The 16,795-nt window shown below is 25.2% G+C and carries 19 protein-coding genes; all 19 read right to left on the bottom strand.

The genetic code is table 11. The features are described from left to right. Window positions 1–14 precede the first annotated feature (14 nt). From mnmE to IGS63_RS07330, 19 genes are read right to left on the bottom strand one after another with little or no spacing between them, the layout of a single operon-like run. Window positions 15–1,358, bottom strand: a complete 1,344-nt coding sequence (gene mnmE, locus IGS63_RS07420) for a tRNA uridine-5-carboxymethylaminomethyl(34) synthesis GTPase MnmE (RefSeq protein ID WP_190613772.1) — start codon at window positions 1,356–1,358, stop codon at window positions 15–17. Window positions 1,359–1,361: 3 nt separating this feature from the next. Beyond that, window positions 1,362–4,250, bottom strand: coding sequence for a DEAD/DEAH box helicase (locus IGS63_RS07415; RefSeq protein ID WP_190613770.1), 2,889 nt, complete (start codon window positions 4,248–4,250; stop codon window positions 1,362–1,364). A 2-nt stretch (window positions 4,251–4,252) separates the two neighbouring features. Further along, a complete protein-coding gene (locus IGS63_RS07410; protein WP_190613767.1) occupies window positions 4,253–4,936 on the bottom strand; it encodes a hypothetical protein in 684 nt (227 codons plus the stop codon). Next, a complete protein-coding gene (locus IGS63_RS07405; RefSeq protein ID WP_190613765.1) occupies window positions 4,915–5,412 on the bottom strand; it encodes a hypothetical protein in 498 nt (165 codons plus the stop codon). The genes IGS63_RS07410 and IGS63_RS07405 overlap by 22 nt, the downstream gene beginning before the upstream one ends. A gap of 20 nt (window positions 5,413–5,432) precedes the next feature. Further along, complete coding sequence (locus IGS63_RS07400) at window positions 5,433–5,741, bottom strand: hypothetical protein (RefSeq protein ID WP_190613763.1); 309 nt, start codon at window positions 5,739–5,741, stop codon at window positions 5,433–5,435. 1 nt (window position 5,742) lies between these two features. Then, window positions 5,743–6,438: a FliA/WhiG family RNA polymerase sigma factor gene (locus IGS63_RS07395; RefSeq protein WP_190613761.1), complete on the bottom strand. Its 696-nt coding sequence runs from the start codon at window positions 6,436–6,438 to the stop codon at window positions 5,743–5,745. 13 nt (window positions 6,439–6,451) lie between these two features. Then, the gene (gene cheD, locus IGS63_RS07390) at window positions 6,452–6,937 is read right to left on the bottom strand and encodes a chemoreceptor glutamine deamidase/glutamate methylesterase CheD (protein WP_198423037.1); all 486 of its coding nucleotides are present in this window, start codon (window positions 6,935–6,937) and stop codon (window positions 6,452–6,454) included. After that, a complete protein-coding gene (cheC, locus tag IGS63_RS07385; RefSeq protein ID WP_190613758.1) occupies window positions 6,930–7,562 on the bottom strand; it encodes a CheY-P phosphatase CheC in 633 nt (210 codons plus the stop codon). The genes cheD and cheC overlap by 8 nt, the downstream gene beginning before the upstream one ends. Window positions 7,563–7,576: 14 nt before the next feature. Then, complete coding sequence (locus tag IGS63_RS07380; RefSeq protein WP_190613756.1) at window positions 7,577–8,269, bottom strand: flagellar brake protein; 693 nt, start codon at window positions 8,267–8,269, stop codon at window positions 7,577–7,579. Between the two features lie 14 nt (window positions 8,270–8,283). Beyond that, window positions 8,284–8,862, bottom strand: coding sequence for a hypothetical protein (locus IGS63_RS07375; RefSeq protein ID WP_190613754.1), 579 nt, complete (start codon window positions 8,860–8,862; stop codon window positions 8,284–8,286). 1 nt (window position 8,863) lies between these two features. Beyond that, window positions 8,864–9,727, bottom strand: coding sequence for an AAA family ATPase (locus IGS63_RS07370; RefSeq protein ID WP_190613753.1), 864 nt, complete (start codon window positions 9,725–9,727; stop codon window positions 8,864–8,866). Further along, window positions 9,724–11,064 (bottom strand): flagellar biosynthesis GTPase FlhF, encoded by a 1,341-nt coding sequence (gene flhF, locus IGS63_RS07365; protein WP_190613751.1) that lies wholly within the window; start codon window positions 11,062–11,064, stop codon window positions 9,724–9,726. Before flhF ends, IGS63_RS07370 begins: the two co-directional genes overlap by 4 nt. A gap of 15 nt (window positions 11,065–11,079) precedes the next feature. After that, on the bottom strand, window positions 11,080–13,173 hold the full coding sequence (gene flhA / locus IGS63_RS07360; protein ID WP_190613750.1) for a flagellar biosynthesis protein FlhA: 2,094 nt from the start codon (window positions 13,171–13,173) through the stop codon (window positions 11,080–11,082). Between the two features lie 8 nt (window positions 13,174–13,181). Then, a complete protein-coding gene (gene flhB, locus IGS63_RS07355) occupies window positions 13,182–14,321 on the bottom strand; it encodes a flagellar biosynthesis protein FlhB (RefSeq protein ID WP_190613748.1) in 1,140 nt (379 codons plus the stop codon). Beyond that, window positions 14,243–15,010, bottom strand: a complete 768-nt coding sequence (gene fliR / locus IGS63_RS07350; protein ID WP_190613746.1) for a flagellar biosynthetic protein FliR — start codon at window positions 15,008–15,010, stop codon at window positions 14,243–14,245. Before fliR ends, flhB begins: the two co-directional genes overlap by 79 nt. Next, window positions 15,011–15,277 carry a flagellar biosynthesis protein FliQ gene (gene fliQ / locus IGS63_RS07345; RefSeq protein WP_190613745.1) on the bottom strand — a complete coding sequence of 89 codons (267 nt, stop codon included), beginning with the start codon at window positions 15,275–15,277 and terminating at the stop codon, window positions 15,011–15,013. It abuts the gene before it with no gap. 3 nt (window positions 15,278–15,280) lie between these two features. Beyond that, window positions 15,281–16,036, bottom strand: a complete 756-nt coding sequence (gene fliP / locus IGS63_RS07340; protein ID WP_232521167.1) for a flagellar type III secretion system pore protein FliP — start codon at window positions 16,034–16,036, stop codon at window positions 15,281–15,283. Next, window positions 16,029–16,415, bottom strand: coding sequence for a hypothetical protein (locus IGS63_RS07335; RefSeq protein WP_190613744.1), 387 nt, complete (start codon window positions 16,413–16,415; stop codon window positions 16,029–16,031). The genes fliP and IGS63_RS07335 overlap by 8 nt, the downstream gene beginning before the upstream one ends. 3 nt (window positions 16,416–16,418) lie before the next feature. Next, a complete protein-coding gene (locus tag IGS63_RS07330) occupies window positions 16,419–16,784 on the bottom strand; it encodes a response regulator (RefSeq protein WP_190613743.1) in 366 nt (121 codons plus the stop codon). Between the last annotated feature and the right edge of the window lie 11 nt (window positions 16,785–16,795).

Here is a 16,795-nt window from a genome sequence, read left to right as displayed (position 1 = left end):
TAATCCCTCCAATTTTATTTTCCAACACAAAAATTACTAAACATTTTATTCAATAATTCTTCTGTATAATCTTCTCCAGTAAGTTCCATTATCTTTTTTATAGAATTTTTAATATCATACATAATTATATCATTTGGTATTTCTTGTGATATACCTTTTATTGCAGAATTTATATTTTCTAGGGCTTCTTCAAAAGTATATTTTTGCCTTTCAGTTATTAATGTTGGATCTTTTATATCTAAATCTTTATAATACATTTCATATATTTTATCTTCTAGTTCAGAAACATTTTGATTTTTTGCTGATATTTTTAAAACTATTTCCTTATTAAATTTATTTAATAAATCTTCTTTAAAGTTAACATCATCTTTTTTATTTATCAAAATTATTCTTTTTTTATTCTTTTTTTGTATATATTCATAAATTTCTTTATCTTCTTTCGAAATTTTATTTGTTCCATCAACTACAAACAAAATTAAATCTGATTCATCAATAGATTTTTTTGATTTTTCCACACCTATCTTTTCAACAATATCTTTAGTTTCACGTATACCAGCAGTGTCAATAATTTTTAAATATATACCTTTGATATTTAAACTTTCTTCTATAGTATCTCTTGTAGTTCCCGGTATATCCGTAACTATTGCTCTATCTTTCTTTAATAATGCATTTAAAAGTGTACTTTTACCAGAGTTTGGCTTTCCAACTATTGTAACTTTTAATCCTTGAACAGCTATTATACCATTATCTGAATTTTTCAATATTTTTTCAGAATCTTCTTTTATACTTATTAATTTTTTTTCTAAATCATAATTATCTTCTTCAAAATCATCTGGATAATCCATTTCAACTTCTATTCTTGCTGCCACATTTAATAATTTTTCTTTAATATTATTAATTTTTTTTGAAAGATTTTCTGATAATTGTTTAAAAGAAGCTTTTAAAGCATATTCTGTATTTGCATGTATAACATCATTTATTGATTCTGCTTTTATTAAATCCATCTTTCCATTTAAAACAGCTCTTTTACTAAACTCTCCTTCAACAGCTGGTCTTGCTCCATTTTTTAAAATTGTTTTATAAACTTTATAGGTTATTAATTTTCCACCATGCCCAAAAATTTCAAGCATCTCTTCACCAGTATATGAATTTGGAGATTTATGATAAACCCATGTAACCTCATCAACTTTTTCATCATTATCATATATCCAGCCATAATACATTTTTTTCGATTCAAAATTTTTCTTTTTTAAAATTTTATCTATAATTTTTATAATATCTTTTCCTGAAACTCTTATAATACTCAACGCTCCTGTTCCATTTGGAGTTGAAATTGCAGCTATTGTATCATATATCATCTTTCACCTCAATACTTTGTTAAGAAATTTTATTTCATCATCTGTTCCGTAACATATAATTTCATTTGTTTTACTATGAAATTTAGATTTTGAATGTTTTAAAAAATTTTCTATTTTAGGAATCGCACCTTTATTATATTTGAATAAAATATATCCATTACCTATTTCAATTTTTTCTATTTTTAATTTTGTTGCTTTAACTCTAACTATTGCGTAATCAAATAAGGTTTTTATTTCTTTTGGTAATCTTCCAAATCTGTCTTCTATTTCATTTTTTATTGATATAACTTCATTTTCTGATTTACAAATTGAAATTCTTCTATATATTCTCATTCTTTCAATTGAATTGTTTATATAATTTTCAGGTATTATCATATTTCCTTTTATACCTATAATATCTGTAAACTCTAAATTAATCTTTTCATCATCTGTAACTTTTTCTTCCAACATTATTTTTTCTAAAATATTTTTATATAAATGCAAACCTATAGTATTTATATGACCTTTCTGTTCTAATCCTAAAAGATCTCCATATCCTCTTATTTCTAAATCTCTTAACGCAAGCTTTAATCCACTTCCTGGTTCATTGAATCTCTTTATTGATTCTAATCTTTTTTTTGAATCTTCATTTAATAATTGATTTCTATACATAAAATAAGCAAATGCTCTTTTATTAGTTCTTCCTACTCTTCCTTTTATTTGATAAAGCTGTGAAATACCATATCTAAAAGAATCATCAACTATTAAAGTATTGGCATTTGGTACATCAATTCCATTTTCTATTATAGTTGTTGCTAATAGCACATCTATTTTATTACTATAAAAATCATTTATTATATCTATAAACTTAGATTTTTTCATTCTTCCATGTACATATTTTACTTTCAATTCAGGAACAATACTTTTTAATTCACTGTATATATTTTCAATATCTTGAACTCTATTGTGTATAAATATACTTTGCCCACTTCTTGATTTTTCTCTTAAAAGTGCTTTTCTAACTATTTTTTTAGAGTATAAGCCAACATAAGTTTGTATTGGAATTCTTCCAAACGGTGGAGTTGAAATAGTTGAAATTTCTTGAAGTCCGCTCATTGATTTATACATAGTTCTTGGAATTGGAGTTGCACTCATCATTAGAATATTAACTCCTATTTGTATTTTTTTAAATTTTTCTTTTTGTAAAACACCAAATTTTTGTTCTTCATCTATTATGACAAGACCTAAATTTTTCACATCTATTTTTTTTGAAAATAATGAATGTGTTCCTATTATTATATCTACATTTCCATTTTTTATTTTTTTATACAAATTTTCTTTTTCAGAAATAGTTTTATATCTTGTAATTAACTCTATATTAACTCCAAATGGATCCATTCTTTCCTTAAATGTTTGATAATGCTGTTTAGCCAGTATAGTAGTTGGAGCTAACAATAAAGTTTGATAATTTGATACTACTGCTTTAAATGCAGCTCTCATAGCAATTTCAGTTTTACCAAATCCAGCATCTCCAACTAATAATCTATCCATTGGTTTTAAACTTTCTAAATCTTTTTTTACTTCATTTATACTCCTTATTTGATCTGCAGTTTCAATATGTGAAAAAGTATTTACAAATTTTTCTTCAAGTTCTTTATCTCCAATTAAAGATATTCCTTTGCTATTTTCTCTTTTAGCATATATTTCTTTTAACTCATTTAATTTTTCTCTTATATTTTTTTCTACTTTTTTCTTTTTAGATTGCCATCTTTTTCCAGAAAGATTTGAAATCTTTATTTTACTTGTATCCCCAATAAATTTTGAAAGTTTATCTAAACGTTCTACTGGTACAAACACTCTTGAACTATTAGAGTATTCAACTATTATATACTCTCTTATCCCTAAAATTGTTTCCTTAGTTTTTATTCCTTTATACAATCCTATTCCATAATCAGAGTGCACAACATAATCATTTTCTTTCAAATCTTCCCAATCTATTAATGGAATTTCTTCCATATCATACTTTACTTTTTCTTTTTTTAAAATTACATTATTTTTAAAATTCACTTTGTATTCTTTATACTTCAAGTCTTTTAAAAAATCTATAGATATCCCAGAAAATTCTTTGTATATTGCTTTTTTCAAATTTGTATCGCATACTTCTATATTTTCTTTTTCTTTTTCAGAAAAACTTTTTAAAATATCTTTTTTATTAATTAAATAAAAATCTGTGTTATTTTCTAAATATGAAAACAATGTATTTTTATCTTTATGAAAAATTCCCGGAATAGAATAAAGGGCTTCAATTGATACCTCATCATCCGTTTTTAAATTTTTTTGAATTCTATTGATTCTATTTTCTACAAGTTCTATATTTTCTTTAAATCTATACACTTCTGAACCTGGAATTAAATCAAAATAACTAACATTCTTAATAGACTTTTGTGTAAAACTATCAAAAAGATTTATTCTTTCAATATCATTATCAAACAATTCAATTCTTATTGGATTATTTGATATTGGTAAAAAAATATCCCTTATAAATCCTCTTTTAGAATATTCTCCAAACTCTCTAACTTCGTTTTTATATGTATATCCTAATTCATATAATATGTCTTCAAAATTATTCTCTATCCTTTTTATATAATAATGCTTTAATGGTATTGTATACCTTGTTATAGCATGTAATGTTGTTATTATTATATTGTTTTTTTTATTTTTTAATTCATACAAAGTTTTTAATCTCTTTGATTTTATTTCTGAAGAAATATCAAATTCTTCAAATGGAAAAATATCAGAATCAGGATAATACAAAACTTCATCTTCAACTTCAAATTTTGAATATTCTGGTATAATAATCACATTATTTTTATTTTTATCTATTTTATTTATTAAATTTTTAATATTAAACAAAGTTACCTCCTGATGAACTTAAGATACTTTTCATTATTATTTTTATTAATAAAAACAACAGCGTCTAAATAGATTATATTATTTTCTAATAAATAACAATTCAAATTTTTATCATTCCATTCATATTTAATCTTTCCATAAGGAACTTCCCTGTAAAAAGCTAAAAAAGCCATGTCATGTATAGAAACATTTTCCTCTTTTAATAGTTCTTTTAATAATTGTAAGATATATTCTTTTGAAATATTCTTCTTTAATTTTTTTACTGGTTTTTTTATTATTTTTTTTTCTAATTTTTTTTCTTTTATTTTTATATTTATTTTATTTTCTTCTTTTATTTTAGTATGCAATTTTTGTATTTCTAATACTTCAAAATCAAATTTAAATTTTTCTTCTTTTATTACTGTTTTCATTTTTTCAATGTTATTTAATATATTTTCAAAATTATTTAATTCAAGTATTTTTATTTCTAAATTTGAATTTAATTCTTTTATTTCAAAATCAACAAAACTTTTAAACTTGTTTGAAATAATTTTAGGTTCTATTTTTTCACAAAAATCAACTAAAACAAATTGCGGACTACTTTCTTTTATGTCCGCAATTTTCATATTATTAAATTTATCATTCTTTATTTTATAATAAAAGTCTATATCATAATCATTTAATATTATTTTTCTTCCGAAGAGCATATATATTTCAACGCCTCATTTAATCTTTGAAAAGGTTCAAATAAATCAAAAAATTCATTTAATTCTGATATTTTTTTAAAAAGTTCTTCTCCCGGTTCCTTTGAAAAAGTTAATTTTATAGATCTATTTTCACCTGAAGAAATACAACCTTCTTTTTCTTTTAAATACTCCTCTAAAGGTTCATAAGTAAGATTTAAATGTACCATTAATTTATCAGTTTGTATAAAATCAAGAATTTCTGTATCATTTACAAATATCATATCTAAATCTTTTACAATATTTATTAATTGTTTTCCTATTATTTCTGAGGCTAAATAACTTTTTAAATTTTTTCCATATATTATTTTTTGTATCTTATTGGGTTTTATTGGTGTAGTATATTTAAAAGATACAGGTAAACCTTTCTCATTCATTGAAAGTATTCCACCTGCATATTTTTCATCGTCAGATCTATATATTGAAAAATAACCAATCATTTTATACCCCCTTTTAAAAATTAAAGGTGTAAATCTATAATATGACCTCTATATTCATCTATAACCTCTTTTTCATTTTCTTTTAAATTATTTTCTTTTTTATTAAATTCTTTTTTATTTTGTTTAGATTGCTTCTGTTTTTGATCATCTATAATATTATTTTCTGACTTTTCTCCATCTTTTACCATTTTCATATTTCTTTCAAATTGTTGAACTTGCTTAACTAATTCAACCATTTTTGCAGAACTTGTAGAAGAGTTTATAGCCTGTACTTGATTTGCTACGTCAACTTCTTTTGTTAAAAGAACTTGTAAATCATGTAATGGCATCTTATTCACCCTCTTTTAATTGTTTTCTAAGGATTATTAATAACTTTGAATGAATTTGAGAAATTCTAGATTCGCTAACATTCATAATTTCTCCTATTTCTTTAAATGTCAATCCTTTTTCATAATAAAGGGAAAGAAGTAACTTTTCTTTTTCTTTTAAATTTTCAATTTTTTCCTTTAATTTATCTTTTAAAATAGATTTGTAAGCTATTATTTCCGGATCATATTCCTCACTTGTTCCATCAAACATATATTCATCTGAATCTTCTGTAAGATAATAATCGAGTTTTAAAATTTGACTTTTTCTTAAAAATAACTTTATCTTATTTAGTTCCTTTTGATTTATTTTTAATTTTTCTTTTATTTCCTTATCTGTTAAAAATTCCTCAGATGTTGAAATTAATGTTTCATAACCTTTTATTAAATGTCTTATTTCCTTTGGTAACCAATCTATTTTTCTCAAATAATCAAACATAGCTCCTCTAATTCTTCTCATTGCATACGTATAAAATTGTGCTCCACTTTCATTATGAGCATCATATCGTCCATACGCCTGTAAGAGTCCTATAACTCCTTCTTGTATTAAATCGTCTATTTCAACACTTGCAGGAAGACCACTTATTAAATTCAAAGCTATCATTTTTATTTTGGGTAAAAAATTTTTTACAACTTGATCTGTATTCATTTTATATTTCATAACTAATCACCCATTATATTTTATATAGTTCTACTTTTTCGCCTCCACCAACTTTTTTTATTAAAAGTTCTCCATTTGACGGATTATACTCTATACTTCTTGCTCTATTTCCTCCAGTATCTTCAGCTATAATTCTTATTCCTTTTTCTTTTAGCTTTGCTTTAACTGCTAAAGCATTCCTTTTTCCAATATCCATAGTTTTACTTGTATTTCCAAACATAGAAGCACCACCAGCTATTTTAGCTTCTAAAGTAGTTAATGAACTACCATTTTTTTTCATTTCATCTAATACCAAATCTATCCCAGTATCAGCATACTTTCCTGGTTTTGGTGAAGGTTTACCTCCACTATCTGGAAGCATCACATGTACCATTCCACCAACCTTCTTAGTCTTATCTCTTATACAAACACCTACACATGATCCAAGACCAAGTGTAACTATAACTTCTTCTCCTTTAACACTAGCGTATTCTCCAATACCTATTATTTTTTTACTCATCATCTATCCCCAACCCTATTTTGGAAAGAACTTTTTTTAGACTGGCTTGATCTGGTATATAAATTATATATCCTGGTATATTTTTAGATATATCTTCAAGAGTTATATCGGTTTCTATTAATATTATATAATCGTCTCCTTCAGTTGTTAAAAGAGAAACTTCAGAAATTATGGCAGTAATCATATCCACAACAACATTTGGAGGAAGAGAGTGTATGTTTAATCCCGTAAAATTAGATAGTGCAACAACATAAGAACTACACATTATATTTCCCATTTCTCCTATTGCAGATCTTGTTATTTCATCGAGTTGTGTTAGATCTTCTGGTTTTGGAAGCATCATCATTTCCAACATATTTTTTATAGAATCTGTTCCCATTAAAAATAGTATTGCTCCATCAAGATCTCCACCCACGCCTATCATTGAACCAGCAACAATTTCTTCTGGATCTTTAAATACTTTCCATAAATCTGAAAGAGATAAAACCTTTACTTCTGGAACATTTATATCAACTTTTTTATCTATCATCATAGAAATTGATGTTGCTGAATTTCCCGCACCTATATTTCCCATTTCTTTTAAAGCATCCAATCTTACTTTATCTATTCGATCATATATTGACATTATTTTATTCCTCCTTAAATTTTTTTATTTTTTTTAGAAGCCTCTATTTCATATCTAAAAATAAACTTTACAAAATCTTTTTCTAACATAGAATCTACATTTAAAAACTTTACTCCATAAATTGTTTCACCAAAATCAGTAGTTCCAATTTCTCTTATTATTCTTGCTTCAAAATTTTCAATATTTATTTTTTCATTTAATCTTAAATTTATTAATATTTCTTCTCCTGAATTTAATTTTTTCTTTGATACCATTGAAATTCCACCAGCACTAAAATCTTTTGTAACAAATTTATATTTTGGAGGAATTTCAAGTTCATCATACTCTTTTTTTATAAAAAAATTTCCTTCAAGTATTATAGGAATTCTTACAAATTGTCTTCTTTGAACTTTAAAGATTATTGAGGGCACTGTTATAGTCAAAAATTTTATATTTCCCTCTTCACCTTTTCCAATTACCTTACTTTTAAATAAAAAAACAGAAGTTTTAGAAAAAATTCTTACTTTCATATTTACATTCATTGGTATTTTTATATAAGCACCTTTATAAATTGGATAACCTATATCTGCTGTATTATTTAAAGAATTATAATCATGTATTATTGTTTTATATTTTCCTTTAAAAAATTCCTCATTTATATCTAGCTCTGCAGGTAAATTAGGAGCTATATTTGATTTAGCATAAACTTTTTCTATAAAATCGGCCATTATATCCTCCATATTTATAAATAATTAGAAAAGACTTTTTGAAAAATTTCTATTGTACTACTACTTTCTTTTTCATCTAATTTTACTACTATTCTTTCAAGATTAAATATTTCATCTCTTTTTAAAATTATTTCCCCTATCATAATTATACCATTTATATTTAAAAATTTAATATTTATTTTTTCTGATTTATTTATCAAATTTGAAAATAAAGTAATGCTAATAATATTTTTACCATTAAAATCAACCAAAACTCCTTTATATTTTTCATTTATTATTACAGGCAAAAATATTGGTATTCTAAAATTTCTTCTCTTTGTTATATATTGAAAATCATTTTCTATATTAAAAGTTATATAATCATCGGTAACTTTAACACATTTTCCTATCAATTTAAATAACCCATTATAAAAAATTTCTATATTTATTATTTCATCTATTTTTACATCCAAACTTTTTTTTATAACAGTTAATTTATTATTCTTAAATTCAACTATTTTTGTTTTTATCTCTTCGGTTTTACTCTTAATATCTATAAAATTACCTCTATGTAAAGCTAATTTCAACACAATAAAGATAAAATCTTTTTCCATATTAAATTCCGCCTATTCCAAATAAATTTTTAAGTTTCCTTTTAAAATTAATTTTTTTATTTTTAATATTAATATTCAATATATCATCAACTATATTAGATATTATCTCTCCCATTTTAGAATTACTTTTATAAACTATATAAGGTATTTGCCTCTTTATACTTTCTCTAATATTTTTCTCATACATTACATAATAAAAATTGCTTATTTCTTTTCCTAAAAAATTTTTTACTGTCTTTTTTAAAACATCTTCTACAGTTTTTATTTCTGATTCAGTTCTAATTTGATTTATTATTATATCTAATTCTCCTTGAACATCTAAATAAGATAAAGCTTTTATTAAAGTATATGCATTTACTATAGCAGTAGGTTCTGGAACTGTTATTAAATATATTTTATCTGAAAATTTATAAAATTGTTTTAATTTTTCTGAATATCCAGCTCCTATATCTATAATTACATAATCATGGCCATTTGATAAAGTCATTAATTCTTCCATCATCATTTCGTCAAATCCATTTTGAAACATTTTCCAATCTTTAAAATCAAAACCAGTTGTAATTACATTTACTCCATATTTTGAACTTTGAATACACTCATTTAAAGTTATTTTTCCACTAATATAATCGCCAAATGTATTTTTTATTGTTTTACCAAATAATATTGATGCATTTGCAAAGCCAGCATCAGAATCGAATAATAATACTTTTTTACCTCTCTTAGCTAATTCTGTAGAAATATTTACAGAAAACAAAGACTTACCGACTCCACCTTTTCCGCCAGTAATTGCTATTATTTTAGTATCAACATTTTCAAATTGTTTTCTCAGCTCTGTTGCTTGATCTTCATTTAATTTATTACTCATTTAAATACCCCCTCAATTAGCTTATTAACAAGATAATTGATATCAGGAATTAATATATCATCTGGAACTTTTTGCCCATTTGTTATAAAACTTATAGGTAAATTTGAATGATTAATTATAGAAAACATTTGTCCAAAGTATGATGTCTCATCAATTTTAGTTATTATTATTGAATCCGGATTGCTTGGAGAAAAACTTTCATACATATTTATTAAATCACTAGTTCTCATATTAGCAGAAGCCACTAACATTCTATATTCAGGATTTATAGTATCTATAAAAACCTTTAACTCGTTTAACTGTAAAGAATTCTTATGACTTCTACCAGCTGTATCAATTAAAACTGTATCGAACATATTTAAAGACTCTAAAGTTATTTTTAAGTCTTCAGGAGTATAGCATACATATGCTGGAATACCCATTATATCAGCATAAATTTTTAATTGATCAGCTGCTGCAATTCTATATGTATCAATAGTTATTATTGCAACTTTTTTCCCTTCTTTTTTCATAATAGCCGCAAGCTTAGCTAAAGTAGTTGTCTTTCCAACTCCAGTAGGACCTATTAGTATTATTCTTCCTTTTAAAGGTATATTTTTTATTTTTAAATTTTCCAATAATTTTTTTTGAACTTTTTCTTTCAATAACTTATTATTTTTCCAATTTTCATCAAAGTTAATATCTTCAACTTCATTGCATATTTCTTCTGCTAATTTTTCAGAAATATCATTAAATTTCAAAGTTCTAAAAAATTCTTGGTAATAATCATTTTTTCCATTTATCTTTTTACTTAAACTCTGTATCATATTTTTTAATTCACTTATTTCACTTTTAGTTTCTATTTTTTTAGTTTCTAATTTTGATTTTTTTTCTATTATTTTATTATCAGAATTTTTAATAAAATGTTGAAATTCGTCTTTTTTTATTTGTTTATTATCATAATATTCTTTTGCATCTTTATCAATTGTCATAGAAACTTTTCTCTGTTCCTTTATAAGTTCCATTAATTGATTTCCATATGAAGCTGTATTTGTTGGTATTTCTTGTTTTCTTTCTTTTGCAATTCTCTTATCTAATCTTTTATTTCTTTCTACAATACCTTTTAATGAATAAAGTTTTTCTTCATTTTCAAATGAAGGTGTATTATTTTGCTTAGGAAGTTTTTTTTCTTCTTCACTTAATACAGTTACTTCTAAATATTTTTTACCCCCTAAACCTAAAAATCCACCTTTTTTTATTTTTTTTGTATTTAATATATAAGCATCGTCTCCAAATTCAGTTCGGATTTTTTCCATTGCTTCAGATATATTTTCTACAACATATTTTTTTACCTTCAACTTTTTTATACCTCCTTAAATTGTTAAAACACCTTCAACACTCAATGCAATATCTCCTGGAACTTCTTCATAAGCTATTATACTTACATTTTGAACATACCTTAATACTACATTTGAAAGTAAAAATCTTATACTTTTTGAACATATAAGTGTAGGGCTATAACCTTTCATCATTATTTCTTCTAAAGCCTTAGATATTTTTTCAATTAATATATTCATGTATTCAGGTTCAAGACCTAAATATCGCCCTTCTTCACCATCAATTATTGAATCTAGTATTTTTCTCTCTACAGATGCATCTAATGCAATTACGTGTAATTGACCATCTGATGATTTTAACCCTTCGCAAATTTGTCTACCTATTCCTATTCTAACATGTTCTATTAATTTTTCATTATCTTTTCCATATTTATCTGCAGCTTCTACTAAATATTCAAATATAACTGGCATATTTCTAATAGAAATTTTTTCAAATAATAAACCTTCAATTACAGCCTTTAATTCATGAATTTTTAATAAAGTTGGTATTAACGTATCTACTATAGTTGCATTTTTAACTCTTAATCCATCTATTAATATCTCAAGTTCCTTTACTCCAACTATCTCATGTGCATACTTCTTAATCATTTCAGAAAGATGTGTTGCAAAAACACTTGGAGAATCAACAACAGTATATCCTTTTGTAATTGCTTCATCTTTTAATGTTTCATCAATCCAATACGCATTCAAACCAAATGAAGGTTCTTGTGTTTGAACACCAGCAATTGCTTCAGATGCCATTCCAGAATTTATAGCCAATAATCTTTCTGGCATTAATTCAAATCTTCCTATTTCAACACCCTTTAATTTTATAATATACTCATTAGAACTCAATAAAACACTATCTCTTATTCTTACTGGAGAGATAACTATTCCAAGTTCATAAGCAATTTGTTTTCTAACAATAGTAATTCTATCTAATAAATCTCCACCCTGTGATGGATCAGCAAGTGCTATAAGCCCATAACCTATATCTATTTCAATAGTATCATTTTGAATTATTTCCGATACTTCTTCGGGAGTGGTTAAAGGAGGAGAAATTCTTCCTTTAGTTGAAACTTGCTCTTCTACTTTTTCTTCAGATGGTGTATATATTCCACCACCCGTTTGATAAGATAATTCTTTTTTTTCATTTCTCAATTCTAAGTATGATAATAATATTATTCCACCACCAATTATTAAGGCAGGCATTGCTGGTAACGGCGTAAATATTCCAATTGAAAGAACCATTGCTCCCATTAAAATATTAACCTTTTTATCAGCAGTTAATTGTGCAATAACATCTGTTCCAAAGTTTTCTTTTGAAGCAGAACGTGATACTATCATACCAGCAGATGTTGAAATTAAAAGAGCCGGTAATTGTGAAACCAATCCATCTCCAACTGTTAATAGAGTATAAGTACTAAAAGCTTCTGAAGCTGGCAATCCTTGTTGAAACATTCCAATTAATAAACCACCTAATATATTTATTATTGTTATTATCAACCCAGCTATTGCATCACCCCTTACAAACTTTGAAGCTCCATCCATAGCTCCATAAAAATCTGCTTCACGTCTAACATCTTCTCTTTTTATTTTTGCTTCTTCTTCTCCAATTATACCAGAAGACAAATCAGCATCTATACTCATTTGTTTTCCCGGCATAGCATCAAGAGTAAATCTTGCAGCAACTTCAGATATTCTTTCTGATCCCTTTGTAATTACCAAAAATTGTATCAAAACTAAAATTAAAAATATTACTATACCAACAACATAGTTTCCTCCAACAACAAAGTCTCCAAATGCTCTTACAACTTTACCGCTAAAATTCTTACCATTTAATAATATAAGTCTTGTTGAAGAAATATTGAGAGAAAGTCTAAACAAAGTTGTAACAAGTAACAATGAAGGAAAAGAAGAGATATCTAAAGCTCTTTTAATATAAAGAGTTGATAAAAGTATTAATATTGAAATCGATAAATTTAAAAATTGTAAAAAATCTAACAAATAAGTTGGTATAGGAATAACCATTAAAACAACTAATCCTACAATTAGTACTGAAACAAATGTATCAATATTTTTTAAATTCATATTTACACCTACTTCGTTTGATTATACACATATGCCAAAACTTCAGCAACAGCTTTGTATAAATTATCAGGAATTTCTTCATTAATTTCCGTAGTTGCGTAAAGCTCTCTTGCTAAAGGGGGTTTTTGAACTATTGGAATATAATTTTCAGATGCAATATCTCTTATTCTAAACGCAACTTCATCTACTCCTTTTGCTACCACCTTTGGTGCTGACATTTTTTCAGCATCATATTTTATTGCAACAGCATAATGAGTTGGATTAGTAATAATTACATCGGATGAAGGTACTTGCTGCATCATTCTTGACATAACTATTTTCATCATAAATTCTCTTTGTTTTTTCTTTATTTCTGGATTACCTTCAATATCTTTTGATTCATCTTTAATTTCTTTTTTTGACATCTTTAAATTTCTTTTATAATCAAATCTTTGAAACCAAAAATCAAATAAACTCAATATCAATAAGGCTAATCCCATCTTAAATAAAACTTCAATAATCATATTTGAAATAAATCTAACTCCTTCCAAAACAGGAACCGAGGCTAATTTTGATATATAAGGTTGTTTTTCAATATAAATTGAATATCCAAAATAACCTGCAATTATTATTTTAATTAGATTTTTTAAAAATTCCATAAATGACTTTAAAGAAAATAAATTTTTAAAACCTTTTATGGGATCAATTTTTGAAAGATCAAACTTCAAAGATTTAAATGTAAATAAAAATTGAGTTTGTATCATACCCAAAAGCAATGATATTAAAGCAGCAACAACAAAAAACATCATTACTTTTACCCATAAATCCGTATGTTTTAATAATCCATAACTCAATATATTTATATCTACCTTATCAACATTTAAACTCAAATAATCTCTTAAAATATTTGATAAATCTGTAGCTATTGTACCACTAAAAATTAATAATAAAGCAGATAAACTTAAAAATGTAACTGCCATATTAAACTCTTTTGATTGAGGAATATTTCCTTCTTCTCTTGCTTTTTGTAACTTTCTTGGCGTTGGTTGCTCTGTTTTATCTGGATCAGCAAAAAGTTGTAAATTTATTTTTATTTTACAACTATTATAAGTGTTTTTTCTAGCCAGTGATACAGTTCGAAAAATGTTTTTGTAAAATATTCTTGCCATACTTGAATCACCGCCATAAAAATTAAAAATCCAACTATTATTTTTAAAGGCATTCCAACAATGAATGCATTTAATTGAGGTATTAATCTATTTACAATTCCAAGTGATAAAGTTGTAAAAATCATAAAAGCCGTTACAGGAAGAGATAATTGTACACCCATAACAAAAACTTCTGATATTTTAGAAACAAATATTCCTAAATCTTTTCCATTAAATATAAAAACGCTTGGAATTTTTTTAAACATTTCAATAGTTAACATATAAAGCCAAATATGCCCTTTGAAAATAAAAAATACAAAAGTAGATAATAAAAATCCTAATTCAGACATTATTGATACTTGGGTATTATACATAGGATCAAGAACATTTGCCAGTGCAAAACCCATTTGTATTCCAAAAAATTGTCCAGCCAACTCCACAGCATAAAAAATAATGTGCATTATAATTCCTATTATCATCCCAACCAAAAAATTAACAATAAATAAATAAACTATCATTAAAAAATTCCCATCAATTGGAAATGTATCATTTAATCCTATAGCTACTATATAACTTAAAAATATTAAAATAAATATTTTTACTGGTTTTGGAACTAAGTTCATAGAAAAATATGGAATAAATAAAGTAACTCCAAGTAATCTTATAAAAACAAAAAAGAATACCCAAAGTTTTACATTTAAAAATTCCATTTATATCATTCCTAAGTATTTTGTAAAAAGTTCATAAGCAAAATCTCCTAGTTTTTGCATCATCCAACCAAATAAAAATAAAACTGCTAAAAAAGTAATTATTATCTTAGGAGCAAAAACTAAAGTTTGCTCATGAATTTGAGTAACTGCTTGAAAAATACTTATTATGAGTCCAACTGCTAAACTTATTAACAAAATTGGAGTTATTATAGATAAAAATATGCTTATTCCATTAGTAAAAATTTCTACTATAACCTCTTCTGTCATTTATTAACCTCCAGCAAAACTATTTATTAAACTTCCCATTAATAAATCCCAACCATTTATTATAACAAATAACAACAATTTAAATGGTAAAGAAATTAATATTGGAGGTATCATCATCATCCCCATAGAAAGTAAAACACTTGCAACAACCATATCAACAATTATAAAAGGAAGATAAATTAATATTCCCATTTTAAATGCTATTTCAAGTTCACTTAAAGCAAAAGCTGGAACTAATATTTGAAAAGGAGTATCTTTTATATCTTTTATTTTAACCTTAAGAGATGAAGCTAACATATATATATCATCTTGATTTTTATGATAAGTTATTTCTCTTAACATAAATGTTTTAAACTCTGTCCAAGTATTTTCAAAAGCCTTCTCATAACCAATAGTGCCATTATTATATGGTACTATTGCCTTTTCATAAACATTATTAAAAGTTGGATACATTATCATTATAGTTAATAATAATGCTATTGAAACTAAAACCTGATTTGGTGGTGCTTGCCTTGTTCCAATAGCTTGCCTTAAAAATCCCATTACTATAACTATTCTCGTAAAAGAAGTGAGCATCATTAACAAACCAGGTGCAATTGACAAAACCGATATAATTAATATAATCAACAAAGTAGGCGTCAAAGTCCCTGTGTTATTTTGATTAATATTTATCGAAATTCCAGGTATAACGTCTTCAGTATAGCTTACTATAGATAAAAAAATAAAAAATAAAGTTGCCAGAAGTTTTTTCTTATTCACCTTTATCTTTCTCCTTACTTAAAAAATTTGTAAAAGTATTAAAAAATTTCTGGCCATCACCAATTATTTCATTAACTTCTTCAAAACTCATTTTTTTTATTATTTCAGAAGATGAATTTCCAAATAACACCATATAATATTCATTAAATATTTTTAAAATTCCAATATAAAAATTATTGTCTATATAATATTTTTTCAATATTCCTATACTATTATTTTTTTTACCTCCACGCATGTGCTTAATCAAAAAAAAATAAAGTATAATAAATATTATTAAAATAAATGTTAAAAAAATAACTGAAAACACTCCAGAAAATAGCAAACTTCCTCCACCAATATTTGTGGTGGAGGTAGAAGTATTTGTTGCATATTCAAACATTTATTATCCCTGCTCTATTTTTTGAAGAGCTTCAATAACTCTATTAGGTTGAAATGGTTTAACAATAAAATCTTTTGCTCCAGCCTGTATTGCTTCAATAACCATAGCTTGTTGCCCCATAGCGCTACATACTATTATTTTAGCATTAGGATCTACAGATTTTATTTCTTTTATTGCTTGAATACCATCCATTACTGGCATTGTAATATCCATAGTTACAAAATCTGGACTTAATTCTTTATATTTTTCAACAGATTCTTGACCATTTGAAGCTTCTCCAACTACTTCATATCCACCTTTTGTCACAATATCTTTTAAAATCATTCTCATAAAAGCAGCATCATCCGTAATAAGAATTGATTTACCCATTTAAGAAAACA

The organism is Tepiditoga spiralis (assembly GCF_014701195.1).
GTDB lineage: Bacteria > Thermotogota > Thermotogae > Petrotogales > Petrotogaceae > Tepiditoga > Tepiditoga spiralis.
This window is presented reverse-complemented; position numbering and strand designations above follow the sequence as displayed.

Coding starts and splice junctions, on each gene's coding strand:
- mnmE (WP_190613772.1), bottom strand. CDS start 1,358: ATGATATATGATACAATAGCTGCAATTTCAACTCCAAATGGAACAGGA.
- IGS63_RS07410 (WP_190613767.1), bottom strand. CDS start 4,936: ATGCTCTTCGGAAGAAAAATAATATTAAATGATTATGATATAGACTTT.
- IGS63_RS07405 (WP_190613765.1), bottom strand. CDS start 5,412: ATGATTGGTTATTTTTCAATATATAGATCTGACGATGAAAAATATGCA.
- IGS63_RS07400 (WP_190613763.1), bottom strand. CDS start 5,741: ATGCCATTACATGATTTACAAGTTCTTTTAACAAAAGAAGTTGACGTA.
- IGS63_RS07395 (WP_190613761.1), bottom strand. CDS start 6,438: ATGAAATATAAAATGAATACAGATCAAGTTGTAAAAAATTTTTTACCC.
- cheD (WP_198423037.1), bottom strand. CDS start 6,937: ATGAGTAAAAAAATAATAGGTATTGGAGAATACGCTAGTGTTAAAGGA.
- cheC (WP_190613758.1), bottom strand. CDS start 7,562: ATGTCAATATATGATCGAATAGATAAAGTAAGATTGGATGCTTTAAAA.
- IGS63_RS07380 (WP_190613756.1), bottom strand. CDS start 8,269: ATGGCCGATTTTATAGAAAAAGTTTATGCTAAATCAAATATAGCTCCT.
- IGS63_RS07375 (WP_190613754.1), bottom strand. CDS start 8,862: ATGGAAAAAGATTTTATCTTTATTGTGTTGAAATTAGCTTTACATAGA.
- IGS63_RS07370 (WP_190613753.1), bottom strand. CDS start 9,727: ATGAGTAATAAATTAAATGAAGATCAAGCAACAGAGCTGAGAAAACAA.
- flhA (WP_190613750.1), bottom strand. CDS start 13,173: ATGAATTTAAAAAATATTGATACATTTGTTTCAGTACTAATTGTAGGA.
- flhB (WP_190613748.1), bottom strand. CDS start 14,321: ATGGCAAGAATATTTTACAAAAACATTTTTCGAACTGTATCACTGGCT.
- fliR (WP_190613746.1), bottom strand. CDS start 15,010: ATGGAATTTTTAAATGTAAAACTTTGGGTATTCTTTTTTGTTTTTATA.
- fliQ (WP_190613745.1), bottom strand. CDS start 15,277: ATGACAGAAGAGGTTATAGTAGAAATTTTTACTAATGGAATAAGCATA.
- IGS63_RS07335 (WP_190613744.1), bottom strand. CDS start 16,415: ATGTTTGAATATGCAACAAATACTTCTACCTCCACCACAAATATTGGT.
- IGS63_RS07330 (WP_190613743.1), bottom strand. CDS start 16,784: ATGGGTAAATCAATTCTTATTACGGATGATGCTGCTTTTATGAGAATG.